The sequence below is a fragment of the Kitasatospora sp. NPDC002965 genome (assembly GCF_040611255.1).
Lineage (GTDB): Bacteria > Actinomycetota > Actinomycetes > Streptomycetales > Streptomycetaceae > Kitasatospora.
In genome coordinates this window covers 1-16,171 of sequence record NZ_JBEXNT010000100.1, presented here as the reverse complement: position 1 = coordinate 16,171, position 16,171 = coordinate 1, and the positions used below count along the sequence as shown (strand labels likewise).

Here is a 16,171-nt window from a genome sequence, read left to right as displayed (position 1 = left end):
CCGCCGGCCGCCTCCCCCCGGGCCCCCGGGGTGGCGGTCCCCCCGCCGCCCGCACTACTCCTCCGGACCGCTCCCCGACCCCTTCGCGGGGCCCGCCCCACCGGCCCGCCGACCGGGCCCGCGGCCCGCTCCGCCCCGCGGCCCGCCCGCCCGTGACGCCCGCCGGGCCGGCGGCTCGCCACCGGGTTTGTGCCTTGCTCCGGGTCGCACCCCCCACCAGGTGTCCCGGAGCTGTACGTTCACGCCATCCGGGTAACGATCCGGCACGTCGTACCAGGATTTTCTACGCGCGTAGCCGTTTCCCGTCTATCCTCGGTCGTGTGAACGCATCTCCTCAGTCGGTCGTCTCCGCCGACCCCTACGCCGCCGCTCAGGCCGCCGCCGAGCGCCTCCGCGAGCTGACCGGTGCCGAGCGCCACGACGTCGCCCTGGTGATGGGCTCCGGCTGGGTGCCGGCCGCCGAAGCCCTCGGCGAGACGGTCGCGGAGTTCCCGGTCACCGACCTGCCGGGCTTCCCCGCCCCCGCCGTGGCCGGCCACGCCGGCACGATCCGTTCGGTGAAGATCGGCGAGAAGCGCGCGCTGATCTTCCTCGGCCGCAACCACTACTACGAGGGCCACGGCGTCGCCACCGTCGTCCACGGCGTGCGCACCGCCGCCGCGGCCGGCTGCGGGATCATCGTGCTGACCAACGGCTGCGGCGGCCTGCGGCACGGCTGGGTCCCCGGCCAGCCGGTCCTGATCAGCGACCACATCAACCTGACCGCGGACTCCCCGATCGTCGGCGCCAACTTCGTCGACCTCACCGACCTCTACGCCAAGCGGCTGCGCGACCTGTGCCGCGAGGTCGACCCGACGCTCGACGAGGCCGTCTACGTCCAGTTCCGCGGCCCGCACTACGAGACCCCGGCCGAGGTGAACATGGCCCGGGTGATCGGCGGCGAGCTGGTCGGCATGTCGACCACCCTGGAGGCCATCGCCGCCCGCGAGGCCGGCGCCGAGGTGCTCGGCATCTCCCTGGTCACCAACCTGGCGGCCGGCATGACCGGCGAGCCGCTCAACCACGCCGAGGTGCTGGAGGCCGGCAAGGCCTCCGCCGAGCGGATGGGCGCGCTGCTGGCGAAGGTCCTCGACCGGATCTGAGCCGCTCCGGCCCGTACCGGACGCCCCCCCACACAGGGCGTCCGGCGTACGCCGCCCGGGCGACGGGGTCCGCGAGCGACCGTGATCCGTTGATCGACCGATCCGCTGATCACGTCCGCCCGCGGGCCCCGTCCGCATGCGCCCCTCCCCCGCCCGCCCGGCAGAACCCCAGGCACGTCACGCGGAACCCTCCGGCCACCCGGCCTCGCTCGCCCCTCCGGCCGTACCACCGACGCACTTCCCGATGGAGCTGCAGCCATGACGCAGGCAACCACCACCGACCTCCTCGCCCGGGCCCGGACCTGGCTGGCCGAGGACCCGGACCCGCAGACCCGCGAGGAGCTGTCCGCGCTGCTCGCCGACGCCGAGGACCCGGAGGCCGAGTCCCGGGCGAAGCTCGCCTGGTCCGATCTCGCCGACCGCTTCGCCGGCCGCCTCCAGTTCGGCACCGCCGGGCTGCGCGGCGAACTCGGCGCCGGCCCGATGCGGATGAACCGCGCCGTGGTCATCCGGGCCGCCGCCGGCCTGGTCGCCTACGTCAAGCAGCAGGGCCTCGGCGACCTCGTCGTCATCGGCTACGACGCCCGTCACAAGTCGTACGACTTCGCCCGCGACACCGCCGCCGTGGTGGTCGGAGCCGGCCTTCGCGCCGCGCTCTTCCCGCGCCCGCTGCCCACCCCGGTGCTCGCCTACGCCGTCCGCCACCTCGGCGCCGCCGCCGGCGTGACCGTCACCGCCAGCCACAACCCGCCGCAGGACAACGGCTACAAGGTCTACCTCGGCGACGGCTCGCAGATCGTCCCGCCCGCCGACGCCGGCATCGCCGCCGAGATCGACGCCATCGGCTCGCTCACCGACGTCCCGCTCGCCGGGAGCGGCTGGGAGACCGTCGACGAGTCCGTCGTCGAGGCCTACCTCGACCGGGCCGCCTCCATCGTCGACCCGCACGGCGCGCGCGACCTCGACGTCGTCTACACCCCGATGCACGGTGTCGGCCGCGACACCTTCGTCGCCGCCCTGCGCCGGGCCGGCTTCCCCGCGCCCACCGTGGTCGCCGAGCAGGCCGAGCCCGACCCCGACTTCCCGACCGTCGCGTTCCCCAACCCGGAGGAACCGGGGGCGATGGACCTCGCCTTCCGCACCGCCTCCTCGGTCGGCCCCGACCTCGTCATCGCCAACGACCCGGACGCCGACCGCTGCGCGGTGGCCGTCCCGGCCAACGGCGGCGCCGGCAGCGGCACCAACGGCTGGCGGATGCTCCGCGGCGACGAGGTCGGCGCGCTGCTCGGTGCCGCACTGGTCGCCAAGCAGGCCGCCGGCACCTTCGCCACCACCATCGTCTCCTCCTCGCTGCTCGGCCGGATCGCCGAGGCCGCCGGGCTCGGTTACGCCGAGACCCTCACCGGCTTCAAGTGGATCTCCCGTGCCGAGGGCCTGCGCTACGGCTACGAGGAGGCGCTCGGCTACTGCGTCGACCCCGAGGGCGTCCGCGACAAGGACGGCATCACCGCCGCCCTGCTGGTCGCCGAACTGGCCGCCACCCTCAAGCGGTCCGGCCGCACCCTCACCGACCTGCTGGACGACCTGGCGCTGGAGCACGGCCTGCACGCCACCGACCAGCTCTCCGTCCGGGTCCAGGACCTCGCGCTGATCGCCGACGCCATGCGCCGCCTGCGGGAGCAGCCGCCCGCCGAGCTGGCCGGGCTGACCGTCACCCGCGCCGACGACCTCACCGAGGGCTCCGCCGACCTGCCGGCCACCGACGGCCTGCGCTACTACCTGGCCGGGGACACCGTCCGCTCCGCCCGCATCGTGGTCCGGCCCTCCGGCACCGAACCCAAGCTCAAGTGCTACCTGGAGGTCGTCCTCCCGGTCGCCACCGCCGCCGACCTCGCCCCGGCCCGGGAGCGGGCCGCCGCCCTCCTCGCCGCCGTCAAGCGCGACCTGGCCGCCGCCGCCGGCATCGACGCCTGACCGACCGCACGCACGACCGAGCGCCTCCCGGCACGGGCCGGGAGGCGCTCGTCGCGTCCACGCGCCGCGCCCGGCCGGGCCGCGACGGCGCCGTCCCGGCGGTACGACGAAGGGCCCGCCGGATCGGCGGGCCCTCTCGGTCGGGGGGCGCGGTCAGACCGCGATGATGGTGATCAGGGCCACCAGCCCGGCCAGGGTCGGGGCGATGATCCACCAGCACCAGCGGACCTGCACCGGGCCGGCCGCGTCCGGACGGGAGGCGTTGCGCTCGGCCGTCTCCTGGAGGACGCCGACCACCTGGTCGGACCAGGCCCGGTTCGGGTCCGTCGAGCCCTGCACCGCCGCCCCGGACGACGCCTGGCCGAAGACCATCCCGAGCCGGGACGCGTGCTGCCGCCCGCCGTGCTCGCGCGCCCGGGCGGCCCGCTTGCGCTGCCGCAGCGACACCGGCACGGCCCACACCTGGAACTTCCGGCCGTCGGCGAGCAGCTCCACCGAGTACCCGGCCCGCAGCGCGTCCACGGCGGCCCACGGCGCGATGATCGTGCGCAGCGGGTTGCGCACCACCAGCCGCCGCTCGTTGGCCAGCACCGCCGGCCGCAGGGTGTACGCGATCACCGGGAGCACGAACACCGGCACGGCGGCCAGGGACACCCACGGCGTCTTGCCGCTCCCGTTGATCGCCGCGTCCCCGATGAGCCACGCCGCCACGGCCAACAACAGCACCCCGGAGATCACGCCGGGAACGGAGCGGTACACGCGGTCGGCGTACACGGGCTCCCCATCGGAGCCGGCCGAGCCCTGGTGGGGCTTGCCGTCGGATTCGGTCATGCCGACGATTCTGCCCCATGCCCCCCGCCGCCCACAGGGTCCGCGATCACGGTTCGGCCCCGGTCACTCCTCCCGGCATCGGGTGGCCCCGCCGCAATCCGCCCCCACGTCGGGCCGGGTGGGCGGTCAGATCTCGGTCCGGCATCGATAGGTCTCCGGTCTAGCGGTTGGCTACGCGCGTAGATATGCTGGTGTGGTGACTATGTCCACTCTTGCAGCCAATGCCCCCGGCGTTGCGGGCAGCGGTCTCCAGGACGTCGCGACGTCCGAGGCCTCGCTCCGTCGCTTCCTGCACGGCCTGCCCGGTGTCGACCAGGTCGGCCTGGAGGCGCGTGCCGCCACTCTCGGTACCCGCTCGATCAAGACCACGGCGAAGGCGTACGCCATCGACCTGGCCATGTCGATGATCGACCTGACCACGCTGGAGGGCGCGGACACGGTCGGCAAGGTGCGCGCGCTGTGCACCAAGGGCAGGAACCCCGACCCCACCGACCCGACCGCTCCCCGTGTCGCCGCCATCTGTGTCTATCCGGACATGGTCGCCACCGCGAAGGCCGCGCTGCAGGGCACCGACATCCAGGTCGCCTCCGTCGCGACCGCCTTCCCCGCCGGACGCGCCGCGCTCCCGGTCAAGCTCGCCGACACCGCCGACGCGGTGGCGGCCGGCGCCGACGAGATCGACATGGTGATCGACCGGGGCGCCTTCCTCTCCGGCCGGTACCTGGACGTCTTCAACGAGATCGTCGCCGTCAAGCAGGCGTGCAGGCGCGCCGACGGCAGCTCCGCCCACCTCAAGGTCATCTTCGAGACCGGCGAGCTGCAGACGTACGACAACGTGCGCCGCGTCTCGTGGCTGGCGATGCTGGCCGGTGCCGACTTCATCAAGACCTCGACCGGCAAGGTCGCCGTCAACGCGACCCCGCCGGTCACCCTGCTGATGCTGGAGGCGGTCCGCGACTTCCGCGCGCAGACCGGCGTCCAGGTCGGCGTGAAGCCCGCCGGCGGGATCAAGACCACCAAGGACGCGATGAAGTACCTGGTGATGGTCAACGAGACCCTCGGCGACGACTGGCTGACCCCGCACTGGTTCCGCTTCGGCGCCTCCAGCCTGCTCAACGACCTGCTGATGCAGCGGCAGAAGCTGACCACCGGACGGTACTCCGGTCCCGACTACGTGACGGTGGACTGAGAATCATGGCCAAGAACACCAAGAAGACCGCGGGGCCCGCGACCGGGCAGGCCGGACAGGCGGCGCAGGCAGAACCGGCCGGACAGGCGGCGCAGGCCGTCAGGCCGGCCGGGCTGTTCGGCTACGCCCCCGCCCCCGAGTCGCCCGCCGCGGCCGGCGACATCGCCACCTCGTACGGCCACTTCATCGGCGGCGAGTTCGTCGACTCCTCCGGCAGCGAGGCCCTGAAGACGGTCAACCCGGCCACCGAGCAGGTGCTCGCCGAGTTCGCGCGGGGCACCGCGGAGGACGTGGACCGCGCGGTCGCCGCCGCCCGCCGGGCCTTCACCGACTGGTCGGCGCTGCCGGGCAGCGAGCGCGCGAAGTACCTGTTCCGGATCGCCCGGATCATCCAGGAGCGCGGCCGCGAGCTGGCGGTGCTGGAGTCGATCGACAACGGCAAGCCGATCCGCGAGACCCGCGACTTCGACATCCCGACCGTCGCCGCCTGGTTCTTCTACTACGCGGGCTGGGCGGACAAGCTGGACTACGCCGGTTACGGCGCGAACCCGAAGCCGCTGGGCGTGGCCGGCCAGGTCATCCCGTGGAACTTCCCGCTGATGATGCTGGCGTGGAAGATCGCCCCGGCGCTGGCCACCGGCAACACGGTCGTCCTCAAGCCGGCCGAGACCACCCCGCTGACCGCGCTGCGCTTCGCCGAGATCTGCCGCCAGGCCGGTCTGCCGAAGGGCGTCGTCAACATCGTCACGGGTGACGGCACCACCGGCGCCGCGCTCACCGCGCACCCGGACGTCAACAAGGTCGCCTTCACCGGCTCCACCCCGGTCGGCCGGGCGATCGCCAAGCAGCTGGCCGGCAGCCGCAAGAAGCTGTCGCTGGAGCTGGGCGGCAAGGCCGCCAACATCGTCTTCGACGACGCGCCGATCGACCAGGCGGTCGAGGGCATCGTCAACGGCATCTTCTTCAACCAGGGGCACGTCTGCTGCGCGGGCTCGCGCCTGCTGGTCCAGGAGTCGATCCAGGACGAGCTGCTGGACGCGCTGAAGCGCCGGATGTCCACCCTGCGGGTCGGCGACCCGCTGGACAAGAACACCGACATCGGTGCCATCAACTCGGCCGCCCAGCTGGCGCGGATCACCGAGCTGACGGACGCCGGCGAGGCCGAGGGCGCGGACCGCTGGTCGCCGGAGTGCGAGCTCCCGGGCACCGGCTTCTGGTTCAAGCCGACCATCTTCACCGGCGTCAGCCAGGCCCACCGGATCGCCCAGGAGGAGATCTTCGGCCCGGTGCTGTCCGTGCTGACCTTCCGCACCCCCGCCGAGGCGGTCGAGAAGGCCAACAACACGCCGTTCGGCCTCTCCGCCGGCATCTGGACGGAGAAGGGCTCGCGGATCCTCTGGACCGCCGACCGGCTGAAGGCCGGCGTGGTCTGGGCCAACACCTTCAACAAGTTCGACCCGACCTCGCCGTTCGGCGGTTACAAGGAGTCGGGCTACGGCCGCGAGGGTGGCCGGCACGGTCTGGAGGCCTACCTCGATGTCTGAGACCACCATCGCGCGTCTTGACGTCCTCAAGACCTACAAGCTGTACGTCGGCGGGAAGTTCCCGCGCTCCGAGAGCGGGCGGGTGTACGAGGTGACCGACTCCAAGGGCGAGTGGCTCGCCAACGCCCCGCTCGGCACCCGCAAGGACGCCCGCGACGCCGTCCTTGCCGCCCGTGCGGCGGTCAAGGGCTGGGCCGGCACCACCGCGTACAACCGCGGCCAGGTGCTCTACCGGGTCGCCGAGATGCTGCAGGGCCGGCGCGAGCAGTTCGCGGCCGAGGTGGCGCTCTCCGAGGGCATCGGCCCGAAGAAGGCCGCCGCCCTGGTGGACGCGGCGATCGACCGGTGGGTCTGGTACGCGGGCTGGACCGACAAGGTCGCCCAGATCGCGGGCAGCGCCAACCCGGTCGCCGGGCCGTACTTCAACCTCTCCACCCCGGAGCCGACCGGCGTGGTCGGGATCGTCGCCCCGCAGGCCGGCTACGGGCACTCGCTGCTCGGCCTGGTCTCGGTGGTCGCCCCCGCCATCGCCACCGGCAACACCGTGGTGGTGGCGGTCGCGGCCGACGCCCCGCTGCCGGCCCTGTCGCTGGGCGAGGTGCTGGCCACCTCGGACGTGCCCGGCGGCGTGGTCAACCTGATCTCCGGCAGGACCTCGGACATCGCCCCGACCCTGGCCTCCCACCAGGACGTCAACGCGGTGGACCTCACCGGCGCGATCGCCGACGACGGTCCCGGCGCGGCGGCCTCGCTGGAGGCACTTGCCGCGGATACCCTGAAGAGGGTGATCCGCCCGGAGCTGGACCCGTTCGCCCAGGACTGGACCAATGCGCCCGGTACGGACCGGCTACTCTCGTTCCTGGAGACCAAGACGGTCTGGCACCCGATGGGGATCTGACCTCCCGGTCGGCCCTACGGTTACGTTGAGTAGCCACGAGTAACAACTCCACAGACTGGCCGTCCCCAGTGCCCTCACCCCCCCAGGGCCCGGACGGTCACAGGACGGACCCGCGCCTCTCCCCCCCTGGCGCGGGTCCGTCGGTTTTCCGGGCCGGGCGCGGCCCCTTCCCGGTCCTCGCCCCCCCCCGGCTCGCCCCCTTCCCGGCCCACCCCTCCGTCCGCGCGACTTTCGTCGCGGGACGTCGAGCCGTTCGGTGGTCCCCGCCCGGTCGCACCCCGGGCCAGAATCGCCCGTACCGGAAACGATCAAGGGGGACGCTGCCGTGGGTGAATTCGTGGCGGAGATGATGGCGCTGTTCGCGGACGGGTTCCTCCGCAAGCTGTTCGTGGCCCGTGCCCGCCGCCGCCTCGCCGCCGGCCGCACCGCGAAGGTCCCCTGCTCGGCCCGCTCCGAACGTCCCGGCTGGCAGCCCGTCTACGTCAACGGCAAGCTCCGCATCACCCCCGGGGCCGCCGTCGTGACCTTCGGCTCGTCCGAGGGCGGTCGCACCGAACTGGCCGCCGGGGGCACCTTCCACGACCCCGAGCCCGGCACCTGGCACGACCAGGACTGGGCCGCCACCGCCTACCGACCGCCCGGCGACGGCCACCCCGTCTACCTCCAGGTCGACAGCCGCTACCTGCCGCTGGTGCACGCCGCACTCACCGCGCCGGAGGTCCTCAAGACCGTCTGACCCGACGGATGCGGACAGTTCGGTCCGACCGGTTTCGGCATCCGGCCCGGATGCGTCAGACTGGTGTCCCGTGAGTGACTCCCCGCTGAACCCTGTGCCGATAGCCCGCGCCCGGGTGGTCCTGCTCTCCGGGCCCTCCGGTTCGGGGAAGTCCTCGCTCGCCGAGCGCAGCGCCCTGCCGGTGCTCCAGCTCGACGACTTCTACAAGGACGGCGACGACCCCACCCTCCCGCTGCTGCCCGACGGCGCGGTCGACTGGGACTCCCCGCTCTCCTGGCACCGCGAGCAGGCCGTCGCGGCCATCCGCGACCTGTACGGGACCGGCCGGTCCGAGGTGCCGGTGTACTCGATCCCGGACAACGGACGGATCGCCACCCGGGTACTGGACCTCGACGGGGCCGGTGCGTTCGTCGCCGAGGGCATCTTCGCCGCCGAGATCGTCGGCGAATGCGCCGCCGAGGGCCTGCTGGGTGACGCCCTCTGCCTGCGCAACGGTCCGCTCACCACCGCATGGCGGCGGCTGCGCCGGGACGTGCGCGAGGGCCGGAAGTCGCTTCCGGTGCTGGTGCGGCGCGGCTGGCGGCTGATGCGCGCCGAGCGCACCATCATCGGCCGGCAGGTCGCGCTGGGCGCGCACCCCTGCGCCGGGCCGGAGGCCGAGCGCCGGATCCGCGTGGCGGCCTCCCAGGAGCTCTCCGCCGTCTGACGTCCGGACAGGGGCCGGGCCGGACCCGCTGCGGCCGCCCACGGCGGCCCGGAGCCCCGGACGGCCGGCTTCACGGCTTCGCGGCACGCCCGGCCTTCGCGGCACGCCCGGCTTCACGTCACGGTCGGCCACCGCGCGGTCTGCCTCACCGCGCAGCCCGAGAACGGGAAAACGGAAACGGCGGGCCCGGTGCGTCTCCCCCGCACCGGGCCCGCCGCCTTCCCCGGACGGTCCCGGCCTCCCCCGGCGGCGCCGCTCCCCCGAGCCGGCGCCTCCGTGCCGTGTCCGTCCTGCTACCCGTCCCCCGACGGGAGTCATTCCCGGGGCCGCGCTCGGCGGCCCCTGCGACCGCCCTGGAGCGGCCCCCTGCGGCCCTTACGCGACCAGCTCGCCGAAGGCCCGGCCGGTGTCGCCCGAGGTGTTCAGCTGCTCGTCGTCGCGCAGCCGGCGCAGCGCGCGCCAGATGCTGCTCTTGACCGTGCCGACGCTGATGCCGAGCACGTCGGCGATCTCCGGGTCGGTCTTGCCCTCGTAGTAGCGGAGCACCAGCATGGTCCGCTGGTTCTCCGGCAGCTTGGCCAGCGCCTGCCAGAGCACGGCACGCAGCTCGGTGCCGCCCATCGCGTCGGTGTCGCCGACCGTCTCCGGCAGCTCCTCTGTCGGGTACTCGCTGACCTTGCGGCGCCGCCAGGCGGAGATGTGCAGGTTGGTCATGGTGCGGCGGAGGTAGCCCCCGACCGCCGCCTTGTCGGTGATCCGGCCCCAGGCCCGGTAGGTGCTGAAGAGCGCGCTCTGCAGCAGGTCCTCGGCCTCGTAGCGGTCACCGGTGAGGTGGTACGCGGTGGCGTACAGAGAGGCGCGACGCTCGCGCACGTACGCGGTGAACTCCGTGACGTGGTCCTCCGCGACGGCCGGGCGCTCCTCCCGCGCGCCGCCCTGTGCCACTTCGGTGGTGCGCGCCGCCGCGGGGTTCAGCCGCAGCAGCGTCGCACCGGCGGCCTCGCGGCCGGCCGACTCCCCCGAGTCGGCCTTCCGCAGGCCGGTCCCCCCGATGCCCCGGTTCCCCCCCGGGGCGTCCGTGCCCTCGACGCGGACGGGGAGGATCCCCCGCAGCGTGAGGGTGTTGCCGGAGTCGGCCGCGTTCCCCCGACGGCCGATCCCGTACATCTCCCCCGTCCTGCCGCCGCCGCTCACCCGGCGTGCGGCAGTACTTCCACCGGTGCTGTGTGCGCACCCCCGTACGATCACGGCACCGGAGGTCTCGTCGGTCCTGACCTCGAACCGGGTCCTGTGGGTGTTCGCTGACGAACGCGCGGTGCCGACAGCCGGGTTGGTCCGGGTCTGAAGCATGGCGTTCATCGTGCGCCCCCTTGTTCGGTACGAGCGGTTCCGTTGCCGCCTTCCAGCCGGCCAGTTGGCCCGCTGTCCTGCGGCGACATCGAAAATCTTGCCCGCCGGTTGTGATGACGCTGTCCGTCGACTGTCACAGGGCTGTCACAGGGCCGGGCCTTTTGTCGTGCTCGGCCTCCCGCCGTTGACGGACGCCGGTGGCTCGGGTTCCGGTTCCCGGTCGGGCGGTGGGGGACGGGGGCGGGTGACGGCAGGGGCGAGTGGGGGGTGATTCGCCGCTCCGGGTGAGCCAGAATGAGCCCGTGCCTTTCCTCCTTCTGATCGAGGACGACGACGCCATCCGGACCGGCCTCGAACTCGCCCTCACCCGCCAGGGCCACCGCGTGGCCACCGCCGCGTCCGGCGAGGACGGTCTGAGGCTCTTCAAGGAGCAGCGGCCGGACCTCATCGTGCTGGACGTGATGCTGCCCGGAATCGACGGCTTCGAGGTCTGCCGCCGGATCCGCCGGACCGACCAGCTGCCGATCATCCTGCTCACCGCCCGTTCCGACGACATCGATGTGGTGGTCGGCCTGGAATCGGGCGCGGACGACTACGTGGTCAAGCCGGTGCAGCCACGGGTGCTGGACGCCCGGATCCGGGCCGTGCTCCGGCGCGGCGAGCGGGAGAGCTCGGACTCCTCCGTCTACGGCACGGTGGTGATCGACCGGGCGGCGATGACGGTCACCAAGGACGGCGCGGACCTCCAGCTCACCCCGACCGAGCTGCGGCTGCTGCTGGAGCTCAGCCGGCGACCCGGGCAGGCGCTCTCCCGGCAGCAGTTGCTGCGTCTCGTCTGGGAGCACGACTACCTGGGCGACTCCCGGCTGGTGGACGCCTGCGTCCAGCGGCTGCGGGCCAAGGTGGAGGACGTGCCCTCGGCGCCGACGCTGATCCGCACGGTGCGCGGGGTCGGCTACCGGCTGGACCCACCGGCGTGACCGCCACCCCGACCACCGCACCGATCGGCACTCCGACCGCCGCCCCCATCGGCGCCACCGCGGGTGCCTCCACCGGCACCCGCCCCGCCGGGCACTCCACCGGGCACCCCACCGGCCCGGCGATATCCCGACCCCCGCACTGAACTTCCGCAACGACAGGCTCCCGTGACTGACCATCAGACGACGACCCGGCGGTTCTCCTCGGGCCCGTGGCGACGGCTGCGCTCCCTTCGGGTGCGGCTGATCGCGGTGTTCGCCGCGGTCGCCCTGCTCACCGCCGTCTCGGCCTCCGGCATCGCGTACTGGCTGAACCGGGACGCGGTGCTCAAGCGCGCCCAGGACACCGCGCTCAAGGACTTCCGGGTCTCCCTCAGCCGCAACGTCTCGAACCTGCCGCTGAAGGCGACCTGTCACGACCTGATCGACCTCGCCGGCTACGTCGCCAGCTCCGGACTCACCTACGACGTGGTCGTCGTCGACCCGGCCCTGCCGGACTGCATCGCCTCCTCCGATCCGGCGCGGTACTCGCTCGCCAACGTCCCGACCCCGTTGCAGACCGCCGTCGCCAAGCCGCGCGAGATCACCGAGTCCAACCCGTACACGTACCACCTCTACTGGCAGCGGCAGAACCTCGACGGCCGGCCGTTCGTGATCGGCGGGACCAAGGTGGTGTCGACCGGTCCGACGGCGTACATGTTCAAGTCGCTGGAGAACGAGCGGGCCGACCTCAACACCCTCGGCTGGTCGCTGGCGATCGCCACCCTGCTGGCGCTGATCGGCTCGGCGCTGCTCGCGCAGGCCGCGTCGGCGACGGTGCTGCGGCCGGTCAAGCGGCTCGGCGACGCGGCCCGGCGGCTCGGCGAGGGCCACCTCGACACCCGCCTGGAGGTCGAGGGTTCGGACGAGCTCGCGGATCTGGCGCGCACGTTCAACCGGACGGCCGAGTCGCTGCACGAGCAGGTCGAGGAGCTGAGCGCGCGCGAGGCGCAGAGCCGGCGGTTCGTCGCCGACATGTCGCACGAACTGCGCACCCCGCTGACCGCGATGACCGCCGTGACGGACATCCTGGAGGACGAGGCGGAGTCGCTCGACCCGATGATCGAGCCGGCCGTCCGGCTGGTGGTCAGCGAGACCCGGCGGCTGTCCGACCTGGTGGAGAACCTGATGGAGGTGACCCGCTTCGACGCCGGCACGGCCAAGCTGGTCGCCGACGAGGTGGACATCGCCGACCTGATCATGTCCTGCATCGACGGCCGGGCCTGGTACGACGCGGTCGAGCTGGACGCCCCGCGCGGGGTCCGGGCCGTGGTCGACCCGCGCCGGCTGGACGTGGTGTTCGCCAACCTGATCGGCAACGCGCTCAAGCACGGGGGCTCGCCGGTGCGGGTGCGGGTGCGGGAGACCCCGGACTCGGTGGTCGTCGAGGTGTCCGACAGCGGCCCCGGCATCCCCGAGGACGTGCTGCCGCACGTGTTCGACCGGTTCTACAAGGCCGACAAGGGGCGGGCACGGTCGGAGGGCAGCGGTCTCGGCCTCTCCATCGCGATGGCCAACGCGCAGATCCACGGGGGGACGATCACGGCCGCCAACGGGGAGGTGGGTGCGGTGTTCACGCTGACGCTGCCGGTGTCGCCGCCACCCCCGCCGCCGGCCGACGCCCCCGAGGAGAGTGCCCCGTGAGACGTCCCTTCGACCGGCGGTCCTTCGGTGCCGCCGCCCTGCTGGGCCTGGCCGTACTGGCGGCGGGCTGCGGCATCCGCCCCACCGCCGTCCCGGTGGACGCGGGGGCGCCGGCCAGCCGGACCGCCTGCCCCACGGTCGCGCAGATACCCACGGCGCCCGGCACGCCGTCGTCCGCCGCCGTCCCCCCGGCGGCGGTGACGCCGACGCGGTCCCCCGAGCCGGGGAAGGTGTCGGCCCCGGCGCGCGCCGGGGTGGCCTCGCCGTCGCCGGTGGTGGTGACGCCGTCCACACCCCCGGCCGACAACGCGTTCAGCGCGGTGCCGTCGACCTCGCCGTCGACCGCGGCACCCTGCCGCTGAGGGGCGCCCGGCGGGCCTGCGGGTCCACCGGGCATCCCCTCGGCCGCTCCCACCCCTTCCCGCGCGCCCCTTTGCCGTCTCTCGCGCCCCGGAGCGGCTCCGGGTTCGCTCCGGCGCGCGGCTCCGGCGCGCGGTCCCGGACCTGCTCCGGCGTGCAGCACAAAGTTCGCACCGGCCGTGGAACCGTCGCGCCGTCGGCCCACGTCCTTCCTCCCGTGCAGCGAGATGGCACCAGGACACGCGCAGAGCGTGCCGGCGTGCGGACCGAGACCGGGCGGCCGACAGCCGCCCACACCGGGCGTGCGACGGCCGTCCACCACCCACTCCGGGTGGTGGGCCTCCTCGGCCTCACCCTCCATCTGGTCCTGGTCGGCTGGCTGGTGCTGCGCCCGCTGCCGGTGGCCTGGGTGTACGACGCCAACCTGACGCCGCTGGCCTCCCTGCACTCCTCCAGCCTGGGACAGGTCCTCGGCGAACTGCTCCTGCCCGCTCCGCTCGGCCTCCTGCTGCCGCTCGCCGGAGGTCGTCTCCGGGCGCCCTGGCTGCTGTCCTTCCTCCGCACCACCGGCGCCTCGGCCCTGCTGGCCACCGCCCTGGAGTTCCTCTCCTCCTGGGCCCCGGGCCACGTCCTCAACGTGGACCACATCCTGCTCGCGGTCGTCGGCGTCGGCATCACCCACCTCGCCCTGGTCCCCGCCGGACGCTCCCTCCTCCTCCGCCGCGCGACGGCCCCCCGGGCCCCGGCACCGAGGCCCACGGCACTGAGGCCCACGGCACCGAGGCCCCCGGTGTCACGACCCACGGCGTCCGCCCGGGTTCAGGCCCCGGCAGCCGCACCCACCGCCGTGCCCACCTCTACGCCCGCCGTCTACGCGGAGCCCGTCGCGGGCCGCGGTCACTGAAGCCCGACGCCGCCCGCCGGGCACCCCGGGAACTGCGTCTCCTCCGACAAGACACCCGCCTCGGCAGTCGGTCCGACCCCGGTCCGCCCGAGCTCAGTCCGCCCGGCGGACCCGGCCGCCGACCTCGATCAGGCCCCCGTCGCGGATCCCGGTGACGATCCGCGAACCGCGCCCCTGGGTGATCGTCAGATCACGGCCCAGCTCGGCGGTGAGGAGGAGGGCGGCGGCGCCGGTGGCCTCGTCCTCGTCGATGCCGTCGTCCCGGCCGGGGAAGGCGCGGGCGCGGACGGTACCGGCCGCCTCGTCCACCCAGGCCCAGGCGTAGATCCACTCACCCGGCGGCGGCACCGCCAACCCGTCCACCTCGGCCGGTGAACCGTGGCGCCGGAGCGTGCGCGGCGGCGCCCAGGCGGCGGGCGCCGCGATCCGGGTGAACGCGCCGTCGTGCCGGACGTCGACCACGCCGGCCCGGGTGACCAGCCGGTCCACGCCGAGCAGCCAGGCGGCGCCGACGCACGGGTGCCCGGCGAAGGGCAGGCGGAGGGTGGGCGTGTAGATGTCGACGGCGCCGCGCTCCGGGTCGTCGACGAACACCGTCTCGCTGAAGCCGAGCTCGCGGGCGAACGCCTGCCGGTCGGCCTCGGCGGGAAGGGCTGCCCCGTCGCGGACGACGCCGAGCAGGTTGCCGTACCCGCCGTCCGGTCCGCAGAACACGTGCAGCACTTCGTGGTCGGTCATCTGCTCACCCTCGTCCGATCGGACCCCGCGCCGGAGCCGAATTCGTTATCGAAATACCGCCTGAATAAACTTCCGAAATATTTAATTTTGTGATATACTGTCAAAATCTATCGGTAATGTCCGCTTTCATGGTGAACAACGGACAACCGAGCCGGACGGCTCTCATGGCGGCTGCGGCACGCGCGGCGCATCTCCTCGTCGACGATGGCCCCGCAATCCTCTCCGACACCGTGGCCCACACGTTTCTCGCGGAGCACGCCGACGAACTCCTCGGCTATCACCGGTCCTACGGCAGCCACCCCGTCCTGGCCGGCGCACGGACCACGGCCGTCACCCGCAGCCGCTACACCGAGGACCGGCTCGCCGGGCTCGTCGCCCTCGGGATCGACCAGTACGTGATCCTCGGCGCCGGGCTCGACTCCTTCGCCTACCGGTCCGAACTCGCAGGCCGGGTCGGGGTGTTCGAGGTCGACCGTCCTGCGGCCCAGGAGTGGAAGCGGGAGCTGCTGCTCGCGACGGGGACGCCGGTGCCGCCTTCCACCGTCCTCGTCCCGGTCGACTTCGAGCAGATGTCCGCCCGGTCACTGACCGACGGGCTCGTCCGGTCCGGCTTCGACCTCGACCGGCCCGCACTGGTCGGCTGGCTCGGGGTCACGATGTACCTCACCTCGGAGGCGATCGGCCGGACCCTGGACGCCGTCGGCGGCTTCGCCCCCGGCACCGAACTCGTGGTGGAACACCTCCTGCCGCCCGAACAGCGCGACGAGACGGGTGCGGCGTACGCGGACGCGGTGATGGCCGCGACCGCCGAGCAGGGCGAGCCCTGGCGGACCTTCCTCGGCATCGAGCAGATGGACCGCCTGTTGTGCCAGCACGGGCTCCGCCCGGTCGAGTACGTCCGGCAGCACGAGACGGTCGGCCCGGCGGAGTGGGAACGCACCGACGCGCTCCGCCCCTTCGAGCTGTCCGTACTCGCCCGCGCGACCGTCCCCGCCCGGTAGGTCCCGCGCAGGTCCCGGCAGGTCCCGGCAGTGCTCGAAGCGGGCGCGCCGGACGTACCGGACGCGCCCGCCGTGCTCAGCTCCCCGTCGGCCCGCCGGGGCCGGGCCTGCCGCCCGGACCGGCCGGGCCGGGCGGAC

Annotated in this window: 16 protein-coding genes; 13 read left to right on the top strand and 3 right to left on the bottom strand. The window is 73.5% G+C overall.

Annotated features, from left to right (window positions below):
- Window positions 1-320 precede the first annotated feature (320 nt).
- Together ABZY91_RS30170 and ABZY91_RS30165 are read left to right on the top strand one after the other, a co-directional pair.
- Window positions 321-1,142, top strand: a complete 822-nt coding sequence (locus ABZY91_RS30170) for a purine-nucleoside phosphorylase (protein ID WP_329882711.1) — start codon at window positions 321-323, stop codon at window positions 1,140-1,142.
- A 258-nt stretch (window positions 1,143-1,400) separates the two neighbouring features.
- Complete coding sequence (locus ABZY91_RS30165; protein WP_355406010.1) at window positions 1,401-3,116, top strand: phospho-sugar mutase; 1,716 nt, start codon at window positions 1,401-1,403, stop codon at window positions 3,114-3,116.
- Window positions 3,117-3,269: 153 nt separating this feature from the next.
- On the opposite strand, the gene ABZY91_RS30160 is transcribed toward ABZY91_RS30165, so the two are convergent.
- Window positions 3,270-3,947, bottom strand: coding sequence for a PH domain-containing protein (locus ABZY91_RS30160; protein ID WP_329882709.1), 678 nt, complete (start codon window positions 3,945-3,947; stop codon window positions 3,270-3,272).
- Window positions 3,948-4,149: 202 nt separating this feature from the next.
- On the opposite strand from ABZY91_RS30160, the gene deoC reads away from it, so the two are divergent.
- The 5 genes from deoC to ABZY91_RS30135 all read left to right on the top strand — a co-directional run bounded on the left by deoC (window position 4,150) and on the right by ABZY91_RS30135 (window position 9,020).
- Window positions 4,150-5,136 (top strand): deoxyribose-phosphate aldolase, encoded by a 987-nt coding sequence (gene deoC / locus ABZY91_RS30155; RefSeq protein ID WP_355406009.1) that lies wholly within the window; start codon window positions 4,150-4,152, stop codon window positions 5,134-5,136.
- A 5-nt stretch (window positions 5,137-5,141) separates the two neighbouring features.
- On the top strand, window positions 5,142-6,680 hold the full coding sequence (locus ABZY91_RS30150; RefSeq protein ID WP_355406008.1) for an aldehyde dehydrogenase family protein: 1,539 nt from the start codon (window positions 5,142-5,144) through the stop codon (window positions 6,678-6,680).
- Window positions 6,673-7,578, top strand: coding sequence for an aldehyde dehydrogenase family protein (locus tag ABZY91_RS30145; protein WP_329882706.1), 906 nt, complete (start codon window positions 6,673-6,675; stop codon window positions 7,576-7,578). Before ABZY91_RS30150 ends, ABZY91_RS30145 begins: the two co-directional genes overlap by 8 nt.
- Window positions 7,579-7,903: 325 nt before the next feature.
- On the top strand, window positions 7,904-8,314 hold the full coding sequence (locus ABZY91_RS30140; protein WP_329882705.1) for a hypothetical protein: 411 nt from the start codon (window positions 7,904-7,906) through the stop codon (window positions 8,312-8,314).
- 70 nt (window positions 8,315-8,384) lie between these two features.
- The gene (locus ABZY91_RS30135; protein ID WP_355406007.1) at window positions 8,385-9,020 is read left to right on the top strand and encodes an ATP-binding protein; all 636 of its coding nucleotides are present in this window, start codon (window positions 8,385-8,387) and stop codon (window positions 9,018-9,020) included.
- 375 nt (window positions 9,021-9,395) lie between these two features.
- On the opposite strand, the gene ABZY91_RS30130 is transcribed toward ABZY91_RS30135, so the two are convergent.
- Window positions 9,396-10,187 (bottom strand): SigE family RNA polymerase sigma factor, encoded by a 792-nt coding sequence (locus tag ABZY91_RS30130; RefSeq protein ID WP_355406006.1) that lies wholly within the window; start codon window positions 10,185-10,187, stop codon window positions 9,396-9,398.
- Between the two features lie 485 nt (window positions 10,188-10,672).
- Here ABZY91_RS30130 and ABZY91_RS30125 point away from each other — a divergent pair, with 485 nt between their 5' ends.
- The 5 genes from ABZY91_RS30125 (at window position 10,673) to ABZY91_RS30105 (ending at window position 14,294) form a co-directional block, all read left to right on the top strand.
- Window positions 10,673-11,350: a response regulator transcription factor gene (locus tag ABZY91_RS30125; RefSeq protein ID WP_327677620.1), complete on the top strand. Its 678-nt coding sequence runs from the start codon at window positions 10,673-10,675 to the stop codon at window positions 11,348-11,350.
- Window positions 11,347-11,493: a hypothetical protein gene (locus tag ABZY91_RS30120; RefSeq protein WP_355406005.1), complete on the top strand. Its 147-nt coding sequence runs from the start codon at window positions 11,347-11,349 to the stop codon at window positions 11,491-11,493. The genes ABZY91_RS30125 and ABZY91_RS30120 overlap by 4 nt, the downstream gene beginning before the upstream one ends.
- Before the next feature lie 22 nt (window positions 11,494-11,515).
- Window positions 11,516-13,030: a HAMP domain-containing sensor histidine kinase gene (locus tag ABZY91_RS30115; RefSeq protein ID WP_355406004.1), complete on the top strand. Its 1,515-nt coding sequence runs from the start codon at window positions 11,516-11,518 to the stop codon at window positions 13,028-13,030.
- Window positions 13,027-13,392 carry a hypothetical protein gene (locus tag ABZY91_RS30110; RefSeq protein ID WP_329950706.1) on the top strand — a complete coding sequence of 122 codons (366 nt, stop codon included), beginning with the start codon at window positions 13,027-13,029 and terminating at the stop codon, window positions 13,390-13,392. Before ABZY91_RS30115 ends, ABZY91_RS30110 begins: the two co-directional genes overlap by 4 nt.
- Before the next feature lie 257 nt (window positions 13,393-13,649).
- Window positions 13,650-14,294, top strand: a complete 645-nt coding sequence (locus tag ABZY91_RS30105; protein WP_355406003.1) for a VanZ family protein — start codon at window positions 13,650-13,652, stop codon at window positions 14,292-14,294.
- A 93-nt stretch (window positions 14,295-14,387) separates the two neighbouring features.
- Here ABZY91_RS30105 and ABZY91_RS30100 read toward each other — a convergent pair whose 3' ends face one another.
- Complete coding sequence (locus ABZY91_RS30100) at window positions 14,388-15,032, bottom strand: PhzF family phenazine biosynthesis protein (protein ID WP_355406002.1); 645 nt, start codon at window positions 15,030-15,032, stop codon at window positions 14,388-14,390.
- Between the two features lie 116 nt (window positions 15,033-15,148).
- On the opposite strand from ABZY91_RS30100, the gene ABZY91_RS30095 reads away from it, so the two are divergent.
- Window positions 15,149-16,033, top strand: a complete 885-nt coding sequence (locus tag ABZY91_RS30095) for a class I SAM-dependent methyltransferase (protein WP_355406001.1) — start codon at window positions 15,149-15,151, stop codon at window positions 16,031-16,033.
- The last annotated feature ends 138 nt before the right edge of the window (window positions 16,034-16,171 follow it).